Origin of the sequence: Bifidobacterium myosotis (genome assembly GCF_002259745.1) — a bacterium.
Lineage (GTDB): Bacteria > Actinomycetota > Actinomycetes > Actinomycetales > Bifidobacteriaceae > Bifidobacterium > Bifidobacterium myosotis.
In genome coordinates this window covers 89,560-109,408 of the sequence record NZ_MWWW01000011.1, presented here as the reverse complement: position 1 = coordinate 109,408, position 19,849 = coordinate 89,560, and the positions used below count along the sequence as shown (strand labels likewise).

Below are 19,849 nucleotides of genomic sequence, written 5' to 3'. Positions count from 1 at the left end.
TCCACGAAATCAGACGACAGCGATGAGTCGAACTTGCCGCCGTTGGCATCCAGCGTGACCGTCACGTCCGGATACTGGGGGCCATTGCCTCCGAACTCGTCCACGGCGTTGGCCGTGCTGGCCGCCACGCCCATGGTCGCGATCATCGCGACGGAGGCGAGGCCGGCGAGCGGCGCGCGCCAAACCTTAGTGTTTCCAGTCATAATCTGGAACCTTTCTTCTAGGGCTATAGGTTCGAGCAAATGACGGAGTAGGGCAGTGACTGATAAATATGGAGTTTGACGGGTCGAAGGATGCCCGAAATAGCGTTTGGACACGACGGGACACGATGCCGGTAGCGCCTATCGGTTGAGCTGGCCTCAATTTGGGTGTCGCGGGAATGACTGCCGAATTGCGTGTCCCGATACATATGGACACGATGCAGACACGATGGCTGGCATCCTTTGTCGCCCAAAGGATGCGCCAACTTAAGTGCATTTGGCGTTTCTTAGGTAGGTCCTAGAAGTTCTAGAGGAGGGCGAATTCGAAAGAGGAATTGCGTGCAATTTGTCGGTATACGACGGCATGCATGTGCCTAACCCGGCAACCAACCTCAGCAACCAACACCTACCCAACACAAAGAGGGCCCGCACGCGCGAGTCCTCTCAGTGAAACAGCGGAACAGCGGAACCATAAAAGCCGTCGAACCGTAAACCTCTTAATTCAGCACGTTGTCGTACATGCGGTGCAGGAACGCGGCCATGTCCTGACGGAACACGGGCCAGTCGCCGTGGAACTTCATGACGCCGTCCTCGTCGTATCCGGTGGAGACGCCGGTGCGGGCGAGCCAGTCGATATCCGCGTTATGAGGCGTCGCATCATCCACGTCCGCGAAGTCGATGCTGTCGCCCAGCTTCGGATTGGCCTGCTGGTAGTCGGCGAGGCGGTGCAGGAATGCGGCCATGTCCTGACGCACCACGGGGTTCATGCCGCCGAACGTTACCGTGCCGTCCTCGGCGGTGTATCCCTTGGAGATACCGGTGCTGGCCAGCCACAGGATTTCCTTATAGTGGTCGGTCTTCTCGGTCACGTCGGCAAACGGGTTCTTCGCCTTGGATGCGTCGAATTCCGGGCTGCCGGCCAAACGGTACAGGAACGCGGCCATGTCCTGACGCACCACAGGGCTCATGCCGCGGAACTCACGGCCCCTATCCGTCTCCCAGCCGGTGGAGATGCCGGTGTCCGCCAGCCACTGGATGTCCTCATGATGCGGCGTGAGCTCGTTCACGTCGATGAAGGTGTACGAGGCGGTGGCCTTGTTCCAGTGCGCATACACCGTGGTATCGCGCTTGACGGGAGCGTCGAAGTTAAACTGCAGCCCGCCATTTGCTTCGGTGTACCAGCCGGCGAATACGTAGCCGGCGCGCGTCGGATCGGTCGGACGATCCACCGTGGAGCCCTTCGCCACGGTTTGGGCCTCAACCTTGCTGCCGCCCTGCGTGTCGAACGTCACCGTAGCGGTGGAAACCGAAGCGTTATCCACGGCCAGCGAGTACTGAAGGCCTTCGGAAGCGCCGGAGACCTTGATGTAATAGGTATCCTTCGAGAGTCCAACGGAATCGGCCGTATGTTCGGTGCTGGATGCGAGCCACGGGTAGGCCATGATCACATCGCCCTTGTTGTTGAGCAGCTGCACATTCAGCGTTGCGAGGTCACGCTGCTCGTTGGTCATGGAGACAGCCACACGACTGTCGGCCGACAGAGTGAGCTTGTACCAGTCGTCGTCAACGAAGTTGGGGTTGTCGTTGCTCAACAGGGTCTTGGTGAACGTGCCGTTGACGGCTTTCCCGACGCTGATGGTATCGGCGCTGGCAAGATCGTTGTTCGGCTCGCTCTCCCACGAATCGGTTGCGGTGTAATTGATGGTCAGCTCGTACGTAAGAGCGGCGGCGGCAAGAGGGTCGATGCTCACGTAGTAGTCGCCGGCAGCGAGACCCACTCGGCTGCCCTCATGGGAGAGCACATCGGCGTTCCATACTTCCGCGGCGATCGTCTTCGCCGTTGCGTCCTGAATCTGGACGTTCCATTTGGCGGCGCTGAGGCCCTGACTGTTCGTCATCTTCAACTGCACGTAGCCGGCGCTCGGCAACGAGACCTTGTAATACCGGGGTGTCAAGCCGGATACGCCGGAGACCTTGGTGTTCGGCGCGACGGTGGTTGCGGCTTCGATGCTGTTGTTGAGACCGGCGTCATCTGCGGCATATGATGCCGGGACTCCGACGAACATCATGGCCGTCGCGGCGATGAGGCCTGCGACTGCACGGCCTATGTGCCTGGTGCTGTTCATAATGCCTTCCTTCGGAAATGACTGATGTATGCCAATATGCGATTATCCTCTCGCTCCCGCCCTGTCCGCAATGGACAGCGGACTGTCGTATGCGCAGAGGTGTGTGGATGGGGAGATTATGCGCGGCTGGGAGAGCGGGCACCGCTACTTCTTGGTGAGCAGCGCCGCCTTCCGCTCCGTATCGATGGCGTCCGCGACCTGTTCCAGCCGCTCCGGGAACAGAAACCCGTATACGTCAAGCGTCAGGCTCGCCGAGGCATGGCCCATCTGCCGTTGAAGGATCTTCACGTCCGCCCCGGCCTTGATGGCAATCGCCGCATACGAATGCCTGAGACTGTGCGGCGTAAGTCCCGGTACATCCTGCAGCCCTGCCAATTCCACGGACTTATGCCAGACCTTCCTTCTCCAGTTGTGGTCATTGATGTGCCCGCCCCGCAAGGCCCTGAACACGTATGCGGTTTCCGGTTGCCCTTTGATTTGCGCTTTGAGCGCCGCGATGAGGAACTTCGGAATGGCGACGGTACGCGGCTTGCCGGATTTCGGCGGACCGAGCCGTTGCGCTTTGGCACTGTTCTTCCAAGTACGTCGAATGCGCGCCTTGCGATGCTCCAGATCCAGATCGCCCACCTGCAATGCGAACGATTCGTTGATTCGCGTGCCCACGTAGCTTTGGAACCGGATGATGAGCCCGTCCACGGGGCGCCCGACGGTTTCGGCCGCGGCCGCCAGCGCCTCGATCTCGTGGATATCCAGAAAAATCAAATCGCGATATTCCGTTTTGGGTATCTCCACATCCCGTGCGGGATTGCGGGTCAGGTAATGCGTTTTCACCGCATAATCCAGAATGCCGGCGAACACCACCTTCACGATGCTTTTCACCGATCTGGGGGACAGCGCTCGCGGGGCCCGATCCGCCGACAGCGCCACGGGATAGTTCCCGGTGGACAGCTCACTCACCCATGATGCGATGTCATCAAGGCCGATTGACCCTATGGGCGTATCCGCCCATTTGGGGTTGACGTAGACGCGCAATTCGCATTCATACCTGGCGCGGACGCCTTCGCTGACCTGATTCTTGGAACGCAGCCACATCTCGGCTATGTCGCGGAACGGCTTGCGGGCGTCGTTGGGGTCGGCGTACCGTCCGCTGCGCACGTCGTCCTCCATGGCCGCCTGGAATGTCTCCGCATCCGACAGCTTGTCGAACGATTTGGAGTGCTGCCGGCGCGTGCCTTGCTCGAAGGTGTACCAACGGCATCGCCAGCGTCTGCCTTTCCCGTATCGGGACGATCGCCAGCCGTCGGGAACCTGCGCCTTGAACGGATCGCTGACCGCGGAGAGTGATCGTTTCGCGGTCGAGGAAGGTGGAACTCCGTTATCGTTTTTCAGCCACAGGTCATCAATCCAAACGCGAGCCATTCAACCACATTAATGCCGGTCGGCCTGCGTTTGACGTAGACGCCGAGGGTGAACGTTTGTGCCGGAGCGTCGGGTGGGCGCGGGACTATGCTCACCAGGCAGACATGGGAGGCTTCCTACGAGCGGAGCGCCGGATGAGCAAGGATTATGGGCTGGGAATCACCAGTGCGGGACCACCAGTGCGGAAGTTCTCGTGCTCAGGATTTACCGGAGGCGGACGGCACCTCCACGAATCCATAATCCTTAAGGTACCCCTTGCCCACGGTCATGTCGTACTGCACCATCTTGTAATCCTCAATCAACTGTTGCGCCTTGCCGGAGAGCTTGGAAACGTCGATCTGATTGCCGTTGGCATCCAGATACGTCGCCTGACCGGTGCCGATGCCGCCGGCTTCCGCAATCAGCGTGTTCATGGCCGGCACCTCCTCGCGCAGATCGGTGAGCATGGCGAGGAAGGGGGAGACCTTGGCGTTCATATGCTCCGCCGCCAACGACATGAAGTAGTTGGAGGACGTGTAGGCGGTCTCCTCCGCGGGCAGTTTCGTCCCTGCCGAGGAGGATGCCTTGTTCGACCAGATGAAGTAGTCGGTTTCGTGCAACGTCACGGCGTTGTTCGCATCCGAATTGGCCGTTTCGTATATGCCCGGCAAGTGGTCGCCGTAGAAGATCACGGTGATCGGGCGGTCGACTTGGTCGAGCTGCTCCAGGAAATCGGCGGTCGCCTGATCGGTGATGCTCACGCCCTTCGTGTACGTATCGATGAGGTAGCGCTCGCTATCGGGGAGACCGGAGGTGTCTGTGGCGAAATACTCGTTGTCCGGATACCAGTCCGTATACGGCATGTGGTTCTGCATCGTCACCACCTGCAGGAACTGCGGATGCTGCCCATCCTGCTTGTTGACGCTGTCCAAAACGTTCTGGTATGTCTGCTCATCGCTCACATACGGCGAAGTGCCGAGAACCCCCTGATGGGTGATGACGTTGGGCTCCTGCAGCGTCCAGAATTTCGAGAATCCGAACTTTTTGTAGTTCGTGTCGCGCAGGTACATGCCCTTGTAATACGGGTGGAACGCCTCGGACCCGTCCTCGCCGTAGGCGTCGTTCCAGATCTGGTTGAAGGTGGGCGCCCATTTCTGGCTCGGCACAAGCTGCTGGTATGGCACGGACATCGATGGGTTGAAATTGATCACACTCATGCCGGTGAGCGACTGGTATTCGATGTTGGCCGTACCGCCTCCATAACCGGGGGAGAGCATCAGGCCGGAAGTCGTGGTGCCTTTCAGCGTGCGGATATTGGGCATCGGATCGTTGTCGAACGTGACGCCCGGCACGCGGGTGGGGTCGGAGAAGCTCTCCGAGAGCAGCATGATGACGGTGCTGTCCGTCATGTTCTCCGTGCGGTCGGTATTGATGGTGTTCGCCTCTTCAGTGTACTTCTCGGCGATGGCCTGCATGGTCGCTTTGCTGTACCCCGAGGGTTCGTTCATCGCCTTGTTGTACATCAGTCGTACGAAGTTGACCAGCGGCCCGTTCGTGTAGGCGTCGGCGAAGCTGTTCCACAGGAAAGGCGTATCGGAGAAGACCTTCTGCGCGGTGGAGTAGGTCCAGGAATTCTGCGCGCCAAGCGTGCCGCCGAGGAAGCCGATGCATAGTGCCGGAGCCAACGTAAGCAGTATGCGCGCCGACCAGGCAAGGCCCTTGTGCTTCGCGGATGTGATGATGGCCTTACGACTGTCGAGAATATGGAACAGCACCAGTACGCCGGTGATGATGGCCAGCGTGATGATGATGTTCCGTACCAGTCCCTCGGAGCCGTTCGGCAGGAACGATGCGATTTCCGTGGCGTTGCCATTGAGGAACGTCAAGTCCGCGGGGATGACGGGTTCGTTGCGCATCAGGATCTTGAAGTAGTTCGCGGCGGTGAAGACGGCAATGAAGATGATGTACACCGCCGTCGCCAACCAGAACCGGTTGATGAGAAACACCAGAAACGCATAGATCAGGCCCGCGATGATGCAGTTGAACAGGAACTGGAAGTGCCGTTGCTCCCACATCTGTGAGACGAATTCGACTGCGTACTGGAAGTTATCCACCGTATGCACGCCCAGATGGAGTACGAACACGGAGGATGCCGTCACGAGGGTGAACACCAATACATACAGCAGCACATGGGCGAATGGAGGCCACCCCTGCCATATCCACCGGAACGCTTTGCCGATGGCTCGGAAGGGTCGTGCGACGCGCTGTCGCCAATCCTTGAAGAGCGTTGACAGGTCGCCAGGAACATAGTCGGCTTGAAGCGAGCTGAACGCGGCGCCCCAATCAGATGCCGTGGTGGTGTGAAGCGACTGTCGCTGTGCGGATGATGCGGCGGATGCAGGCGCTGGATTTGCTATGGGAGCCGCGGGGGTGTTCTTGGGCTGCCCCTTCGCGACCTGACCTTGCCTCACCGTCCGTTTCCTACTCATGACACCGCCTGTTAACCTGCTGTTCACGTACGTAGTCATAGTAGGCGAACGTCTCCACCTGACGTGTCCCTGAATATTCCCTGAATGCCACCCTGAAAATGACGGCAGCGCTAACCGGGCTTTGTTGGGCGTCAACCGTACAGTGTTCGTATGTCTCATATGGAGCCTCATAAAGAAATAGGAGATGATATGAGCGACGGTGAGTGGGAGAGTGTCGTCCGCGTCGTCTACCCGACTCAGGACGTCGATCAGGTATGGCCGCTGTACGCGCTTGATTGGACGCAGCCCATGCTGTCGGATGCATTGTTGGATCCGCGCATCGATATGGAGCAGCTCAATCTGGGCGGCATGAACCAGTCCTCTTTCCAGCGTGTGATTCGCCGCGGTCTGACCGGCGGCAAGGCTTCCGGCGCCACGAATGATTCCTTTGCCTTTGTGGACCGCACGGGACTGCAGGTGAACGCCGGCTCCCGGACTTCGCTGTGCACGTTCTTCAACGCCTTCCCTGCCGGGTATTGGCGGCGCTGGACGAACGTGGAGACGGTGCGTTTCGTCGCTGAAGCGCGAGGTGCCGGCCGGGTGCTGCTGTACCGGTCCAACGGTCGCGGTTTGTTCTTCCCCGCCGGCTCGGTGAATGTCGGCGGCGTCTCCGGCGGCACTCGTGATGAGGAAAACACTGCCGACGACTGGCAGCAGATATCGGTCGAAATCCCCATGGTCGACCTCATGGATGGCGGCTTCTTCTGGTTCGACGCCGAAGCGGCCGCCCATGGTTCCGGGCTGGAGGTGCGCGACGCCGCATGGCAGGTGCCGGTCGCCCGTCGAACGGCCAAGGTCAGGACAACGTTGTCCATCGCCATCGCCACGTTCAACCGCGCGCCCTACTGCCTGAACCAGCTGAAGGCCATCAGCAGGGCTGCGGCTCTGCGCGAGCGCCTGGATACGGTGTACTGCACCGATCAAGGGACCGACCATGTGTGCAATCAGGCTGATTTCGACGGGGTGGCCAAGGATCTCGGCCGCCAGCTGACGTACATCCAACAGCGCAATCTCGGCGGATCGGGCGGCTTCTCCCGTGGTATGTACGAAACCGTGGAGGCTGGAACCAGTTCGTACTGCCTGCTGCTGGACGACGATGCCATCAGCGAGCCGGAATCGATTCTCCGTGCCGTGCAGTTCGCCGATTATGCGTTCAAGCCGTTGCTGGTGGGCGGCGGCATGTTGCATTTGGATAATCGCACCATGCTGTATACACAGGGCGAGCGGTTCGACTGGCAGCGCATGTGGATGAAGCCCTCGCTGGAACTGGGCTACAACCATGATTTCGCCGCCGAGCCGTTGCGCGACGCCTCGGAACGCCATCAGCGCATCGACGAGGACTTCAACGGCTGGTGGATGTGCCTGATCCCCGTGAAGGCGCTGAAGACCATTGGGTTGTCGCTGCCGGTGTTCATCAAATTTGATGACATCGAATACGGCATGCGCGCCAAGCGGGCTGGATTCCCCACGGTGGGACTGCCCGGCGTAGCCGTATGGCATCAGGCATGGCACAGCAAGGACCCGTCTCGTACGTGGGAGGAGTATTTCTTCGTGCGCAACCGGTGGATCGCCGCGTTGCTGTTGCAGCCGGACCGCCCGTTCAAGCCCATGCTGTTCGAAAGCATGTATGGCGATGCCGTGCTGGGCATGCGATTCATCTATTCGGCTATGCGGCTGCGTCATGAGGCGTTGCGGGATATCCTGCGCGGCCCGCAGTATATTGTGGACTCGTTCCCGACTCGTCTGGGGGAGATTCGCGAGCTTCGCGCTGGATTCCCGGATGCGCAGGGCAAGCCGAGTTTCGAGGACTTCCCAGAAGCCCAGCGGGAGTATGTTTCCGCGCGGCGTCACCCTAGGTCGAGGAAGTTCAAGGCCAAGAGTGCCCTGAAGGCGGCCGCGGCGAGTTTCCTCTCACGGGAGGATGCGTCGAATGCCGAGCGCCCAGATCTGGCCATTCCCGCGCAGGATTCCTACTGGTGGACGTGGCTTGCGAACGGCCATGTGCGTTCAGCTTTGGTTACGTCTCCGGATGGCAATTCCGTGTCCTGGTTGAAGCGCAACGACCCATTGTTCCGCCGAAACATGGTGGAATGCTACCGTCTGGTTAATCGGATTCTACGCGACTGGAAGCGGCTGTCTGCGGAATACCGCGCATACGACCTGCCTTCGCTCAAGACGTGGGGCAGGATTTTCGCCGCAGACAAGAAGCGTGAGGCGAAGCATTAGGCATGAAAAATGGCTCTCCTCGTTGTGAGGAGAGCCATTTGACGGGGGGTTAAACGGGGCCTATTACTTGAGCACGTTGTCGCTCATCCTGTGCAGGAAGGCGGCCATGTCCTGGCGGATCACGATGCGGCTTCCGCCGAATGTGCCGTCCTCATATCCGGTGGTCACGCCGGTCTTGGCCAGCCAGGCGATGTCCTCGGCGTGCGGGGTCTTCTCGTCCACGTCGGTGAACGACTTGCCCTCGCCGGTCGGGGCCGGGGCCTTGGCGTAGTCGGCGAGCCTGTGCAGGAAGGCGGCCATGTCCTGACGCTGCACGCCGGCCAGGCCCTCGAAGCGGACCGTGCCGTCAGCCTGGGTGTAGCCGGTGGTGATGCCCGTGGACGCGAGCCACAGGATCTCCTTGTAGTGCGGGGTCTTCTCCGTGACATCCGCGAACGGGTTCTTCGCGGTCGCGGCGTCGAACTCGGGGTTACCGGCCAGACGGTACAGGAACGCGGCCATGTCCTGGCGGTTCACGTCGGCTTCGGGGGCGAACGTGGTGGTGCCGTCCGGCTGCTTCAAACCGGTGGAGATGCCCTGGTCGGCCAGCCACTTGATATCCGCAGCATGCGGAGTCGCATCCGTTACATCAGAGAATGGGGAAACAGTAGTATTACCGCCGTTCTCGCCGCCGTTGCCGTTATCGCTCTTTGCGGTCGTGAAATCGGGAACATTGGCCGCACCGGTGGAGAAGTACACGGCTGAGCCGTCCTTCATATCGATATGCAGGCCAGCGAGCAGCAGACGAACATCAATCTGGGTCTTACCGCGAACGCCGTTCTCCCAGAGCTCATGGAACTTGCTGACAATACCGTCACCCGGGAAATCGTATTTGGTGTTGCCATAAAGGCTGTCGGCCTGAAGGCCGTCCAGCCGCAAATCGGCCTTGCCGCTTAGCGATTTGCCATCCCAACTCGTGTCAGAAGGATAGGAGTAGGAGTAGTCCTGTCCAGAGTATTTTGCGGCTGTGTAGGGTGCCTGATTAGCGTCCCAGAGTGTCAGATCCCACTCCTTAGGTGCAGTGTTATTGACGTCATCCTGAGACGCCTCAGCTTTCGTGGGGCACTGAACATCCCAAGGTCCGTAGCCGACTCCACCGTTACGTTGTTCGAGCAGCGTCATGGAAGTGAATCGCTGTACAGCTATGACTGGGCAAACACTCTTAATCTGATCCGCGGTCGTACCGCTGATATTCCAATCAAAGGTGACCTCGGCGCTGTCGGCCTTGACGTTCGAAACATTAACATTGCTGACGGAATACGTCACGTCCGCGTTGTAATTATCGTCAGCAGCCTGTGCGGTGCCGGCCGTGCCGAGCGCCATGGCTGCCGCCGCTGCAAACGCGACAAGCACCTTGCTTATATGTTGCATATCGAATCCTTTCGACTTCGAAAGGCATACAAGACGAGCACTACCGTTTGCCCTAAACTCCTCAACGCGGCAGGACCCGGCCTGCACACCCCCTCCTTCGGAAACCGAACGCTTCCTCATAATGAGAAACTAATCGGGGGGGGGGACACAAAAGAAGAGCCCCGACCAAGGCCGGGGTTCTAATCCAACTGATACGAGTCAGCACCTATCAGATGCTACTTGAGGACGTTGGTCTTCATGCGCTGGAGGAAGGCGGCCATGTCCTGGCGGATCACGATGCGGCTTCCGCCGAATGTGCCGTCCTCATATCCGGTGGTCACGCCGGTCTTGGCCAGCCAGGCGATGTCCTCGGCGTGCGGGGTCTTCTCGTCCACGTCGGTGAACGACTTGCCCTCGCCGGTCGGGGCCGGGGCCTTGGTGTAGTCGGCGAGCCTGTGCAGGAAGGCGGCCATGTCCTGACGCTGCACGCCGGCCAGGCCCTCGAAGCGGACCGTGCCGTCGGCCTGCGTGTAGCCGGTGGTGATGCCCGTGGACGCGAGCCACAGGATCTCCTTGTAGTGCGGGGTCTTCTCCGTGACATCCGCGAACGGGTTCTTCGCCTTGGTCTCGTCGAACTCGGGGCTACCGGCCAGACGGTACAGGAAGGCGGCCATGTCCTGGCGGTTCACGTCGGCTTCGGGGGCGAACGTGGTGGTGCCGTCCGGCTGCTTCCAACCGGTGGAGATGCCCTGGTCGGCCAGCCACAGGATTTCGTCGAAGTGCGGGGTCTTGCCCTTGATCACGTCCGTGAACGGGCTGGTCTGGCCGCGGTCCACCGTCACGTCGGTCCAGCCCTGCAGGGTGCCCGTCTCGTCGGTCAATGCGATCTTGTGTTCGCCGGAGAAGCCGTCGGGGATGAACGCGTCCACGTAGTACTTGCCTGCATCATCCTTCTGGATTGGCAGTTCGGGGCCGCCGGACTTCGCGCTGACGAGCCTAGTCGGCTCGGAGTAGATGTAGCCGTACCAGAAGCAGGACGCGTCGTCGACCTTGCAGCTCTCCTTAAGGTCGTTGATGTAGATGCGCGCGGACTTGCCGGCCTCGACTTTGCCTGCGTTATCGCTGTGGATCTTGTCCTTCGTGTCCGACGTCAGCTTATCGTCGGTAGGACCCGCCGGCTCGGCAGTCGTCGTAAAATCAGGAACCTGCGAACTGCCCATTCCGAAGTAGATGAATGATCCGTTTTTCAGTTCCACTTGCAGGCCTACGCTCATGGAGCGGATATCAACAGGCGTCGTCTGGCGAACGCCCTGATCCCAGAGTTGCTCGAATGTGCTGAGGGCGTCGGATGAGGAATTGCCGTACGTGCTGTTGGGCAGCAGCCCAATGACGGGTGCAGAGAAGGTACCGCTCAGCGACTTGCCATCCCAAGACTTAGAATAGTACCGGTAGTAGCTCTGTCCGGAAATCTTGGCCGCGACGTACTGTCCGCCGTTTTCGTCGGGGAGCGTGAGATCATCATCATGCACACCATACACCTTGTCATAGGCAGCCTGGGCATCCTGCGGGCTCATGTCGGTGAGATCGGAGTCGTCAAGTCCATTGCTGCAGTTGTAAGGGGATGGTCCCCCAAAGGCATAAGGGAGTTTGCGGTTCTCAATCGGCGTTATGGAAGTGGTGCGTACCACCGGAACGACGAAGCAGACGCTCTTGATTTGATCGGTGGTCGTGCCGGTGATGCTCCAATCAAACGTCACGTTCGCCGTGTGGGAGCCAATCTCCGAAACCTTCACATTGCTGGTGGAATACGACGGGTACTCGTCAGCTTGCGCTACGCTGACTCCCCCCCCCCATTACCATTGCCAACGCGGCGCCGAGCGCGACGATGGCTTTGCTGATGCGCTTCATCACAGTACCTTCCTTCTTCTCGAAAGATGAGTATCGCTATCTCAGTGATGCAGGTATACATCACTGAATTCAGTCTAGTGATGGTGGTGTTTCGTCCGCATGTTCCCCATCGCGTGTTGAGCGGTCGTTCATAGATAATTCAGGCAATATTCATGAACGGCTGATTTGAATGCGGCAGAGCCGCTAAAGCGTTATGACGGACGTCGGCCTAGGCATCATGCCCCATTGTGGAATCTGGTGGGAAGCGTCGGTCGGGATTACCATGGTGATTGTGTGCATATCCCAGCAGAGAAGAAGGTGCATTATGGTCACACATTCGCAATCAATGTATTCCTTGCCGGTAACCGTGAAACGTGTGTTTGGAGTCGTCGCGGCCGCGGCTATGGCGTTGACGTCCGGCGCGTTGATGAGCGGTCAGGCGGTCGCGGACGATTCTACGGAGGCTTTCCGCGCCAACGCGCAGCTCGCCGCAGCCGTGGATTACTACCGCAGCACAGCTGGGGATTATCAGAGCTTCCTTCATACTCCGGCTATCGCGGAGCGTCCGGTGCGCGATGCGGTGAACGGCACCTCCGACAACCTCACGCTTGATGATGCCGGCGGCCGTTATGACACCGACACCCGCTATTACGTGACCTACCGGTACACTTTGCAGCCGGGCAGGGCGTTGTCCGTGACCGTGTCGAACGCCGATGACGATGACATCTCGCTGTGGCGCATGTTCACCCTTGCCGTGCATCAGGACGGGGTCCCCGCGGATCAGGCCGATTCGCTGATCATCCACGACAAGAGCAACGGCGGTGTCGGCGGGGATGCGCCCGTTCACTCGTTCTCCGGCGGATTCCGCTGGGACGCCAACCACCGTGGGCAGACCGCGGTCGATTGGATTAAAAACGGCAATTCGGGCGCCAGCGTCGATTCCATCTACAACCGCGTCTGCGCGTTGACCGGAGCGCCGCAGAACGTCGGCGGCGTGAACCCCGTGTATAACATCCCGCGGGGCTCCGACTCGGAGACGCTGGGCGTGCGCAATTCGACCAACAGCGCCCAGACCATCACGGTTTCCGTGCTGCCGGGCACTTTGGAACGCCGTTCGGGAGGTAACGGTACGTGGAACGTGAGCTTCAGCGAGGGGTCCTTCACCGACGTCAACAACGGCACGGCTCATGCCTCGGATATTGAGTGGTTGGCCTCGTCCGGCATTTCCACTGGCTACGGTGATGGGTCCTTCGGCGTGGGCCAGCAGGTGCAGCGTCAGGATATGGCCGCGTTCCTGTATCGTCTGGCCGGCAACCCGTCCTTCACCCCGTCCGCCGAGGACAAGGCCCGGTTCTCCGATGTGAACGAGAACACCGCACACGCCAAGGAAGTCTGGTGGCTGGCTTCGACCGGCATCTCCACCGGTTACGCGGACGGCACGTTCGGCGTCGGCAAGATGGTGCAGCGTCAGGATATGGCCGCGTTCCTGCATCGGTTCGCCGGCAAGTTCGGTGGCCCCGCCGAGTCCGGTGCCGGCATTACGTTCACCGATGTGAACGGTTCGACCGCACATGCGGAAGACATCGCTTGGCTGGCCAAGACCGGCATCTCCACCGGCTATCCGGACCACACGTTCGGCGTCGGCCAGCCCGTGCAGCGTCAGGATATGGCCGCCTTCCTCCACCGCATAAAGACCAACGCTCTTCCTCCGGCTCCGGACAGTGACCCGAAGCCCTCGGAGCCTGTAATGCCGTCCGGTACGTACAAGTTCCAGACGCGCAACGGTGAATTCGTCACAACGGAGACCTTGGTCTTCAATGGAAACACCGCTGACGGCAATGTCAACCTTTTCGGTAAGGGCCATGACAACACATTCCTGACCACGTATGCGGTAACGTCCGACGGGAACACTCTGACGTTGACGCCTACGGCCGGCACGGATGTGCAAGCCGGAGACACTGACTATCAGAAGTGGGCGTCGGTCAGGACTCTCACCTATGATTCGGCAACCAACACGTTGACGGAGACGGTGAAGTCCGACAACGGGACCAATGTCGATAATGTGTTCACGCACCAAGTTGGCTGATCGGTTTAGCTGGTTTGACTGAACCATTGGCATTTGTGCTGTCGGTCTTGGTCTGCGGTCTGCAGAGCGGACAGGTAAGCAATAAGTAAGGGGCAGACGGGAGGAATCCCGCTGCCCCTTACGCCTGTCTAAGATCCGTGGCATCGACGGCCGAATCGTGGATATCATGCCTCATTGCCGCGCTATGCGGCGACTCTCCGTCGGTCCTGCCGCTAAAATGGACCCGAATCGAACATAGGGATTGAAAGGTTTACTGCACATGGCTGGTTCCGCAGCGGATTCCGCAAGCACTGTTGAATATCCGGATCTGGTGATCGTCGGCGCGGGCCTGTTCGGCCTGACGGTCGCCCAGCAGGCGGTCGAGCACGCGGGCGCGCGCGTGCACATCATCGACGTGCGCGACCACATCGGCGGCAACGCCTACTCCTACTTCGACGAGGAGACCGGTGCCGAGATTCACAAGTACGGCGCCCACCTGTTCCACACGTCCAACAAGCGCGTGTGGGACTACGTCAACCGCTTCACCACGTTCACCAACTACGTGCACCGCGTCTACGCCACGCACGACGGCGAGGTATACCCGCTGCCGATCAACCTGGGCACCATCAACCAGTTCTTCCACGCGCACTACACGCCCGCCCAGGCGCAGGCGCTGATCGCCGAGCAGGCCGGCGAGCTGGCCGGCACCGACCCGGCCAACCTCAACGACAAGGGCATCCAGCTCATCGGACGCCCGTTGTACGAGGCGTTCATCAAGAACTACACCGGCAAGCAGTGGCAGACCGATCCCTCCGAGCTGCCGGCGTCGATCATCAAGCGTCTGCCCGTGCGCTTCAACTACGACAACCGCTACTTCAAGGACACGTGGGAGGGCCTGCCCACGGACGGCTACACGAAGTGGATGGAGCGCATGATCGACGACCCGCGCATCACCGTGTCCCTCAAGACCGACTTCTTCGACGAGACGCAGCCGTACAACAAGAAGGCGCTGCTCGCCGCCGGCGTGCCGGTCGTCTACACCGGCCCGGTCGACCGCTACTTCGACTACGAACTCGGCGACCTCAAGTGGCGCACGGTGGACTTCAAGGAGGTCCGCTACGACGAGGGGGACCACTTCGGCTGCCCGGTGATGAACTTCTCCGATGCGGACGTGCCGTACACGCGCGCCATCGAGTTCAAGAACTTCAACCCGGAGCGCCGCGAGTCGCAGAACCCGGACAAAACCGTGGTGTGGGAGGAGTACAGCCGGTTCGCCGAGCGCGGCGACGAGCCGTACTATCCGATCAACACCGACGAGGACAAGGCCCTGTACGCCCGCTACGAGGCCAAGGCCGCCGCCGAGCCGAAGGTCGTCTTCGGCGGGCGCCTCGGCACGTACAAGTACTACGACATGCACAACGTCATCGACACCGCCCTGACCGCCTACGAGCAGCAGGTCGCGCCGTTGCTGGCGAAGTGAGCCATTTACGGTCGGCTCCCCTCTCTGAGGACATTGCCGTAAAGCAAACAGCAGAGCTGTTTGTAGGCAATGTGCGAGACGACAGTCGAGCTAATAAAGTGCGAACGTAGTTCGTCTTTAATTGCAGAGCTGTCAGCAAAGCTGACTGAGGGGAGAGCTGTCCAGCGCGTGGACGGCACCTTCAGCGGTCTGCGTCCGGTGATTCGTCAGGATATGGCTGCGTTCCTGCACCGCATGCATGACAACGTGCTGAAGCGATGCAACAAATTTCTGCTGCGCCTGCGTGAAAGGCGCTTAGGGGCGGATGGGAGTGCTCTCATCCGCCCCTTTCTTCTGCTGAGCTCCGTTCTCGGATGATTCCCACCCTTCGCCATATCTTGGGGGTAACCCCCGAAAAGCGTCTTCGGGGGTAAAATGATTCAAAGGATTATCGGTTCTAGTCCATTCCACTTAGAGAGATAAGGAGGCGGGATGCCGGATAAGAATCATTCCATGGCGCGCCGTTCGGCTGCGCTGCTCGCAACAGTATGCACTTTGGGTTCGCTGGCTGTGACGCCGATTGCGAACGCGGCTCCCGAACCGGAGCCGTCCACCACCCAGCAGACCACCAACCAGCCGCAGGGTAATGCTGACGTCAATGCCAATGCCGATGGTGCGAACGAGGCCGATGCTGTGGCTAACGTCGCTACGGTGACGTCGCCTGACGGTCAAACCACTTCATATCCGACGTTCTCCGCCGCACTGGCCGCCTCTAAGGCCGGCGAGACGGTTACACTGACGGCCAACTCGGACGAATCCACCGTCCGTGTCGATAAGAAGATTACCGTGACCTCCGTGAATGGAGCTGTATATTCCGGCACGATGACGGTCCACGATGGTGCGACGATTAAGGGCATGACGTTCTCTCTGACGGGTGCCGCCGGTTCCAACACGAGCGTTTCGGTACAGGGTGCCGGTGACGTCAAGATTGAAGGCAACGCGTTCGGCATCGCCGAAAATGCTGCGGTGACCGGTTACTACGGCGTCTACGTGCAGAAGGGCTCCGCTCGAGTCTCCATCAGCAACAATACGTTCAATTACCCTACGGCCGCGAAAAACCATAATCGCACGGCGATCTACCTGACCGGTCAGGAAAATACAGTGACTGACGTCACGGTCGCAAACAACACGATGAAAGTCACCGGCGCCGCTTCAAACAAGGGCCAGACTGTCTTCATCGATGCGTCTGGTGGGCGAAACGACTACGGCATCACCAACCTCACGGTGACCGGTAACACTGTTTCGGCAACGGCTGAGACGAAGAGTAACGCGACCGGCATCTATGTGCAGGGTGTCAAGGGATTGACGTTCACTGACAACACGTTCACCAACCTGTCGCAGGCTGTCGGCTCCGGCGCAATGCCCGGCCAGAACACGACGAGCACTGACATTAAGGTGGGCGGCAACGACTTCACCGGCACGGACACTGGATACGGCTTCGAGAAGGGCAGTGTGCCGTCGGGTGGTCTGACCATCACCAAGCCGGACAAGGTCGACGCTTCCCGCCCTTCGCAGGGCATCGTCGCTGGTGTCAAGAAGTCTGACAGCGATGCTCTGGTCACGTACGTGAGCTTAGCTGACGCAATCAAGGATGCAGAGGATGGAGATACGGTCCAGCTTTTGTCTAGCATCACGCTGGACAGCGTCATGGCAATCAACAAGAAGATTATCCTTGATGGTCAGGGCTACGCGCTCAATGGACAGATTAGGCTTGCCGAGAAAGCTTCTGATTCGATTATTCAGAACGTGAAGTTCGTGCTCAATAGCACGTCGAAGATGAATGGATGGTCCGCGAACATATATATCTCCGCTGCCAGCAATGTAAAAATCACGAATAATACATTCATGATAACCGCCGACGCCTTCATGATTTCCGGTAAGGCAATGGGCGTCTACGTGTTCCCGAACCAGAACGCGAAGGTTGACGGCACACAGATTACGAACAACACGTTCGACATTGATGGGACCGCTGGCTATCACATCGCCATCCATTTGTCCAACGAGATTAATGACGCGGTTCCTGGCATCACTAACACCGTGATTTCCGGCAACACAATGGTCGCCCACAAGGGAGCGTCTAGTGAAGGTGTCTTCCTTGTTTCGTATGACAAGGGTGGCAAGGTCGGTGTTGACGGCGTCACCGTTTCCGGCAATCAGCTTGCCGCAGGTGGAAGTGCCACGGGCGGTGCTCTAATTGATTTCTGGGGCGGTGCCAAGAATATCGACATCATTGGTAATACGTTCGGATCGGGGAATATTGGTGTTTATCTTCGTACCCAGAATTGGGGTAGTGAGTCTGCTCCCCAGGAGAACGTCGATATCAAAAATAACACGTTCAATAGTGCCAATGGAGTGGTGGTGAAGAACGGTGTCAAGACTGACGATGATCTCAAATACACCGAATATCAGGGCACAGAGAACGCAAACAAGTTCGGTGCCAACACTCGGCCGTACGTCGGTAATGTCGATAATGACACGGAGGGCGCCACGTACGGCGTAACCTACCGTGATGCCGCTGATCAGTCCCTGTTGGGCTGGGAGGAAGTCGTCAACGGTGACAAGGTCCAGAATGTGCCGACCAAGCTTGGGTACACGGTCACTTGGTATAAAGATGCTAACGTGACTACGCCGTTTGATCCGGCCGAGGACGCGGTGACGAGCAACATCACGCTGTATGCGGTGTGGGCGAAGATTCCGACGCCTGTGCCGTCTCCGAGTCCTGATCCTGCGCCGACTAAGTCCCCGTTCATTGATGTGATCAAGGACAAGACCCCGCATTACGAGGACATCCTGTGGCTTGCCGATCAGGGAATCTCCACCGGTTGGAAGGAGGCGGATGGCACGGTGACGTTCCGTCCGGCCACTGAGGTGAATCGTCAGGATATGGCTGCGTTCCTGTATCGTCTGGCCGGTTCCCCGAGGTTCGATGAGACGAAGGCCGAGAACCCGTTCGTTGACGTGACCGCGGAGACTCCGCACTACAAGGAGATCCTGTGGCTGTATTCGACGGGCATCACCACGGGTTACAGGAATGCGGACGGCACGCTCTCGTTCCAGGGTCTGACGCCGGTCTATCGTCAGGATATGGCTGCGTTCCTGCATCGTCTCGCGGAGTACGGGAAGGCGAAGGATCCGTCGGGCAAGGCGCAGTCGTTCACGGATGTGAACGGGGCGACCCCGCATGCCGAGGATATCGCCTGGTTGTCGAGGACGGGCGTGACCGAGGGTTATCCGGATGGTTCGTTCGGTGTGGGCGGCACGGTGTTGCGTCAGGATATGGCCGCGTTCCTGCACCGCATGCACGACAACGTGCTCAAGTGATCGTCTGGGCGCGCAGTAGCCGCATAATACGACCGGAGGGTCGGATGGAATCCATCCGACCCTCCGGTCGTATTGGTGGTAGCTAGTGTCCTTGTCGGCGGTATTTTTCTTCCGTGGCCGTCTTGTCGGGCATCCACCAATCGGTGTGCGTGCGATACCAATCGATCGTTTCGTCGAGCCCCGTCGAGAAGTTTGTGTATTTCGGATGCCATCCAAGCTCGGTCTCGATCTTCGTGGCATCGATGGCATACCGCACATCGCCGCCGGGGCGGTCGTTGACGTGATCGAAATCATCCGGGTCACGGCCCATGCGGGCGAGGATCATACGGAGCACATCAATGTTGCTGCGTTCGCCGTTGCTGCCTACGAGATAGGTCTCACCGATTCGGCCTTGCGTGAGAATCGTCCAGATGGCGCTGCAGTGGTCTTCGACGCTGATCCAGTCGCGCACGGCAAGACCCTGGCCGTATAACTTGGGCCGGATTCCCGCGAGAATATTGGTGATTTGGCGGGGTATGAACTTCTCCACATGCTGATAGGGACCATAGTTGTTGCTGCAGTTGCTGATCGTGGCCCTGAGCCCGTAGGTTCGGTGCCATGCGCGCACCAGATGGTCGCTGGCCGCCTTGGACGCCGAATACGGGCTGGACGGGTTATACGGGCTTTGCTCGGTGAATTTGTGCGGATCGTCGAGTGCTAAATCGCCGTACACTTCGTCGGTGCTGATGTGATGGAACCTGACGTCATGGCGTCGGGCGGCCTCGAGCAGCACATAGGTGCCGGTCACATTGGTGCGAAGGAATGGGGCGGCGTCGAGGATGGAATTGTCGTTGTGCGATTCCGCGGCGAAGTGAACAATGGCGTCAATCGGCGTCGGTCCAAACGTGCCGGTGAACAACGATTCGACCAGCGGGGCATCACAGATATCGCCACGCACAAACGTGAGCTGATTGGCAGGGATTTCGCTCAGGTTTTCCCGTTTGCCGGCGTATGTCAAAGCGTCCAGAACGGTGATGTGGGTCGCCGGATGATTGCGCGCCACCCAATGCACGAAGTTCGCTCCGATGAATCCGGCTCCACCGGTCACCAGAATATGCTGGGGAATTATTGCGGGCGTTGATGCGGCATGACTCATGCGCACTATCGTACTTGAGGGCGGTTAGATACCGGGACGGCAAGGGCTGCTGAAT

The 19,849-nt window shown here is 59.4% G+C and carries 11 protein-coding genes; 4 read left to right on the top strand and 7 right to left on the bottom strand.

Annotation, left to right across the window (positions count from 1 at the left end):
* The 4 genes from BMYO_RS05835 to BMYO_RS05820 all read right to left on the bottom strand — a co-directional run.
* Positions 1–203: hypothetical protein (locus tag BMYO_RS05835; protein ID WP_143249124.1), on the bottom strand; the 203-nt coding region annotated here is incomplete at its 3' end.
* 494 nt (positions 204–697) lie between these two features.
* Entirely contained in the window at positions 698–2,326 is a 1,629-nt protein-coding gene (locus tag BMYO_RS05830; protein ID WP_094667575.1) for an InlB B-repeat-containing protein, read from the bottom strand.
* A gap of 144 nt (positions 2,327–2,470) precedes the next feature.
* Positions 2,471–3,745 (bottom strand): tyrosine-type recombinase/integrase, encoded by a 1,275-nt coding sequence (locus tag BMYO_RS05825; RefSeq protein ID WP_094667574.1) that lies wholly within the window; start codon positions 3,743–3,745, stop codon positions 2,471–2,473.
* A gap of 197 nt (positions 3,746–3,942) precedes the next feature.
* On the bottom strand, positions 3,943–6,195 hold the full coding sequence (locus tag BMYO_RS05820; protein WP_158216955.1) for an LTA synthase family protein: 2,253 nt from the start codon (positions 6,193–6,195) through the stop codon (positions 3,943–3,945).
* A gap of 207 nt (positions 6,196–6,402) precedes the next feature.
* Here BMYO_RS05820 and BMYO_RS05815 point away from each other — a divergent pair, with 207 nt between their 5' ends.
* Positions 6,403–8,478 carry a glycosyltransferase gene (locus tag BMYO_RS05815; protein ID WP_233428175.1) on the top strand — a complete coding sequence of 692 codons (2,076 nt, stop codon included), beginning with the start codon at positions 6,403–6,405 and terminating at the stop codon, positions 8,476–8,478.
* A gap of 63 nt (positions 8,479–8,541) precedes the next feature.
* Here the strand turns inward: BMYO_RS05815 and BMYO_RS05810 are convergent, their stop codons facing one another.
* Both BMYO_RS05810 and BMYO_RS05805 read right to left on the bottom strand, forming a co-directional pair.
* Positions 8,542–9,888: an S-layer homology domain-containing protein gene (locus BMYO_RS05810; protein ID WP_158216954.1), complete on the bottom strand. Its 1,347-nt coding sequence runs from the start codon at positions 9,886–9,888 to the stop codon at positions 8,542–8,544.
* Between the two features lie 215 nt (positions 9,889–10,103).
* Positions 10,104–11,624, bottom strand: a complete 1,521-nt coding sequence (locus BMYO_RS05805; RefSeq protein WP_143249123.1) for an S-layer homology domain-containing protein — start codon at positions 11,622–11,624, stop codon at positions 10,104–10,106.
* Between the two features lie 533 nt (positions 11,625–12,157).
* Between BMYO_RS05805 and BMYO_RS05800 the strand changes: the two genes are divergently transcribed.
* From BMYO_RS05800 to BMYO_RS05785, 3 genes are all read left to right on the top strand, one after another.
* On the top strand, positions 12,158–13,840 hold the full coding sequence (locus tag BMYO_RS05800) for an S-layer homology domain-containing protein (RefSeq protein WP_158216953.1): 1,683 nt from the start codon (positions 12,158–12,160) through the stop codon (positions 13,838–13,840).
* A 259-nt stretch (positions 13,841–14,099) separates the two neighbouring features.
* On the top strand, positions 14,100–15,299 hold the full coding sequence (gene glf, locus BMYO_RS05795; protein WP_094667568.1) for a UDP-galactopyranose mutase: 1,200 nt from the start codon (positions 14,100–14,102) through the stop codon (positions 15,297–15,299).
* Positions 15,300–15,770: 471 nt separating this feature from the next.
* Positions 15,771–18,659: an S-layer homology domain-containing protein gene (locus BMYO_RS05785; protein ID WP_094667566.1), complete on the top strand. Its 2,889-nt coding sequence runs from the start codon at positions 15,771–15,773 to the stop codon at positions 18,657–18,659.
* Positions 18,660–18,741: 82 nt separating this feature from the next.
* On the opposite strand, the gene rfbB is transcribed toward BMYO_RS05785, so the two are convergent.
* The gene (rfbB, locus tag BMYO_RS05780; protein WP_094667565.1) at positions 18,742–19,794 is read right to left on the bottom strand and encodes a dTDP-glucose 4,6-dehydratase; all 1,053 of its coding nucleotides are present in this window, start codon (positions 19,792–19,794) and stop codon (positions 18,742–18,744) included.
* Between the last annotated feature and the right edge of the window lie 55 nt (positions 19,795–19,849).

Coding starts and splice junctions, on each gene's coding strand:
- BMYO_RS05830 (WP_094667575.1), bottom strand. CDS start 2,326: ATGAACAGCACCAGGCACATAGGCCGTGCAGTCGCAGGCCTCATCGCC.
- rfbB (WP_094667565.1), bottom strand. CDS start 19,794: ATGAGTCATGCCGCATCAACGCCCGCAATAATTCCCCAGCATATTCTG.
- BMYO_RS05800 (WP_158216953.1), top strand. CDS start 12,158: ATGGCGTTGACGTCCGGCGCGTTGATGAGCGGTCAGGCGGTCGCGGAC.
- BMYO_RS05825 (WP_094667574.1), bottom strand. CDS start 3,745: ATGGCTCGCGTTTGGATTGATGACCTGTGGCTGAAAAACGATAACGGA.
- glf (WP_094667568.1), top strand. CDS start 14,100: ATGGCTGGTTCCGCAGCGGATTCCGCAAGCACTGTTGAATATCCGGAT.
- BMYO_RS05810 (WP_158216954.1), bottom strand. CDS start 9,888: ATGCAACATATAAGCAAGGTGCTTGTCGCGTTTGCAGCGGCGGCAGCC.
- BMYO_RS05815 (WP_233428175.1), top strand. CDS start 6,403: ATGAGCGACGGTGAGTGGGAGAGTGTCGTCCGCGTCGTCTACCCGACT.
- BMYO_RS05785 (WP_094667566.1), top strand. CDS start 15,771: ATGCCGGATAAGAATCATTCCATGGCGCGCCGTTCGGCTGCGCTGCTC.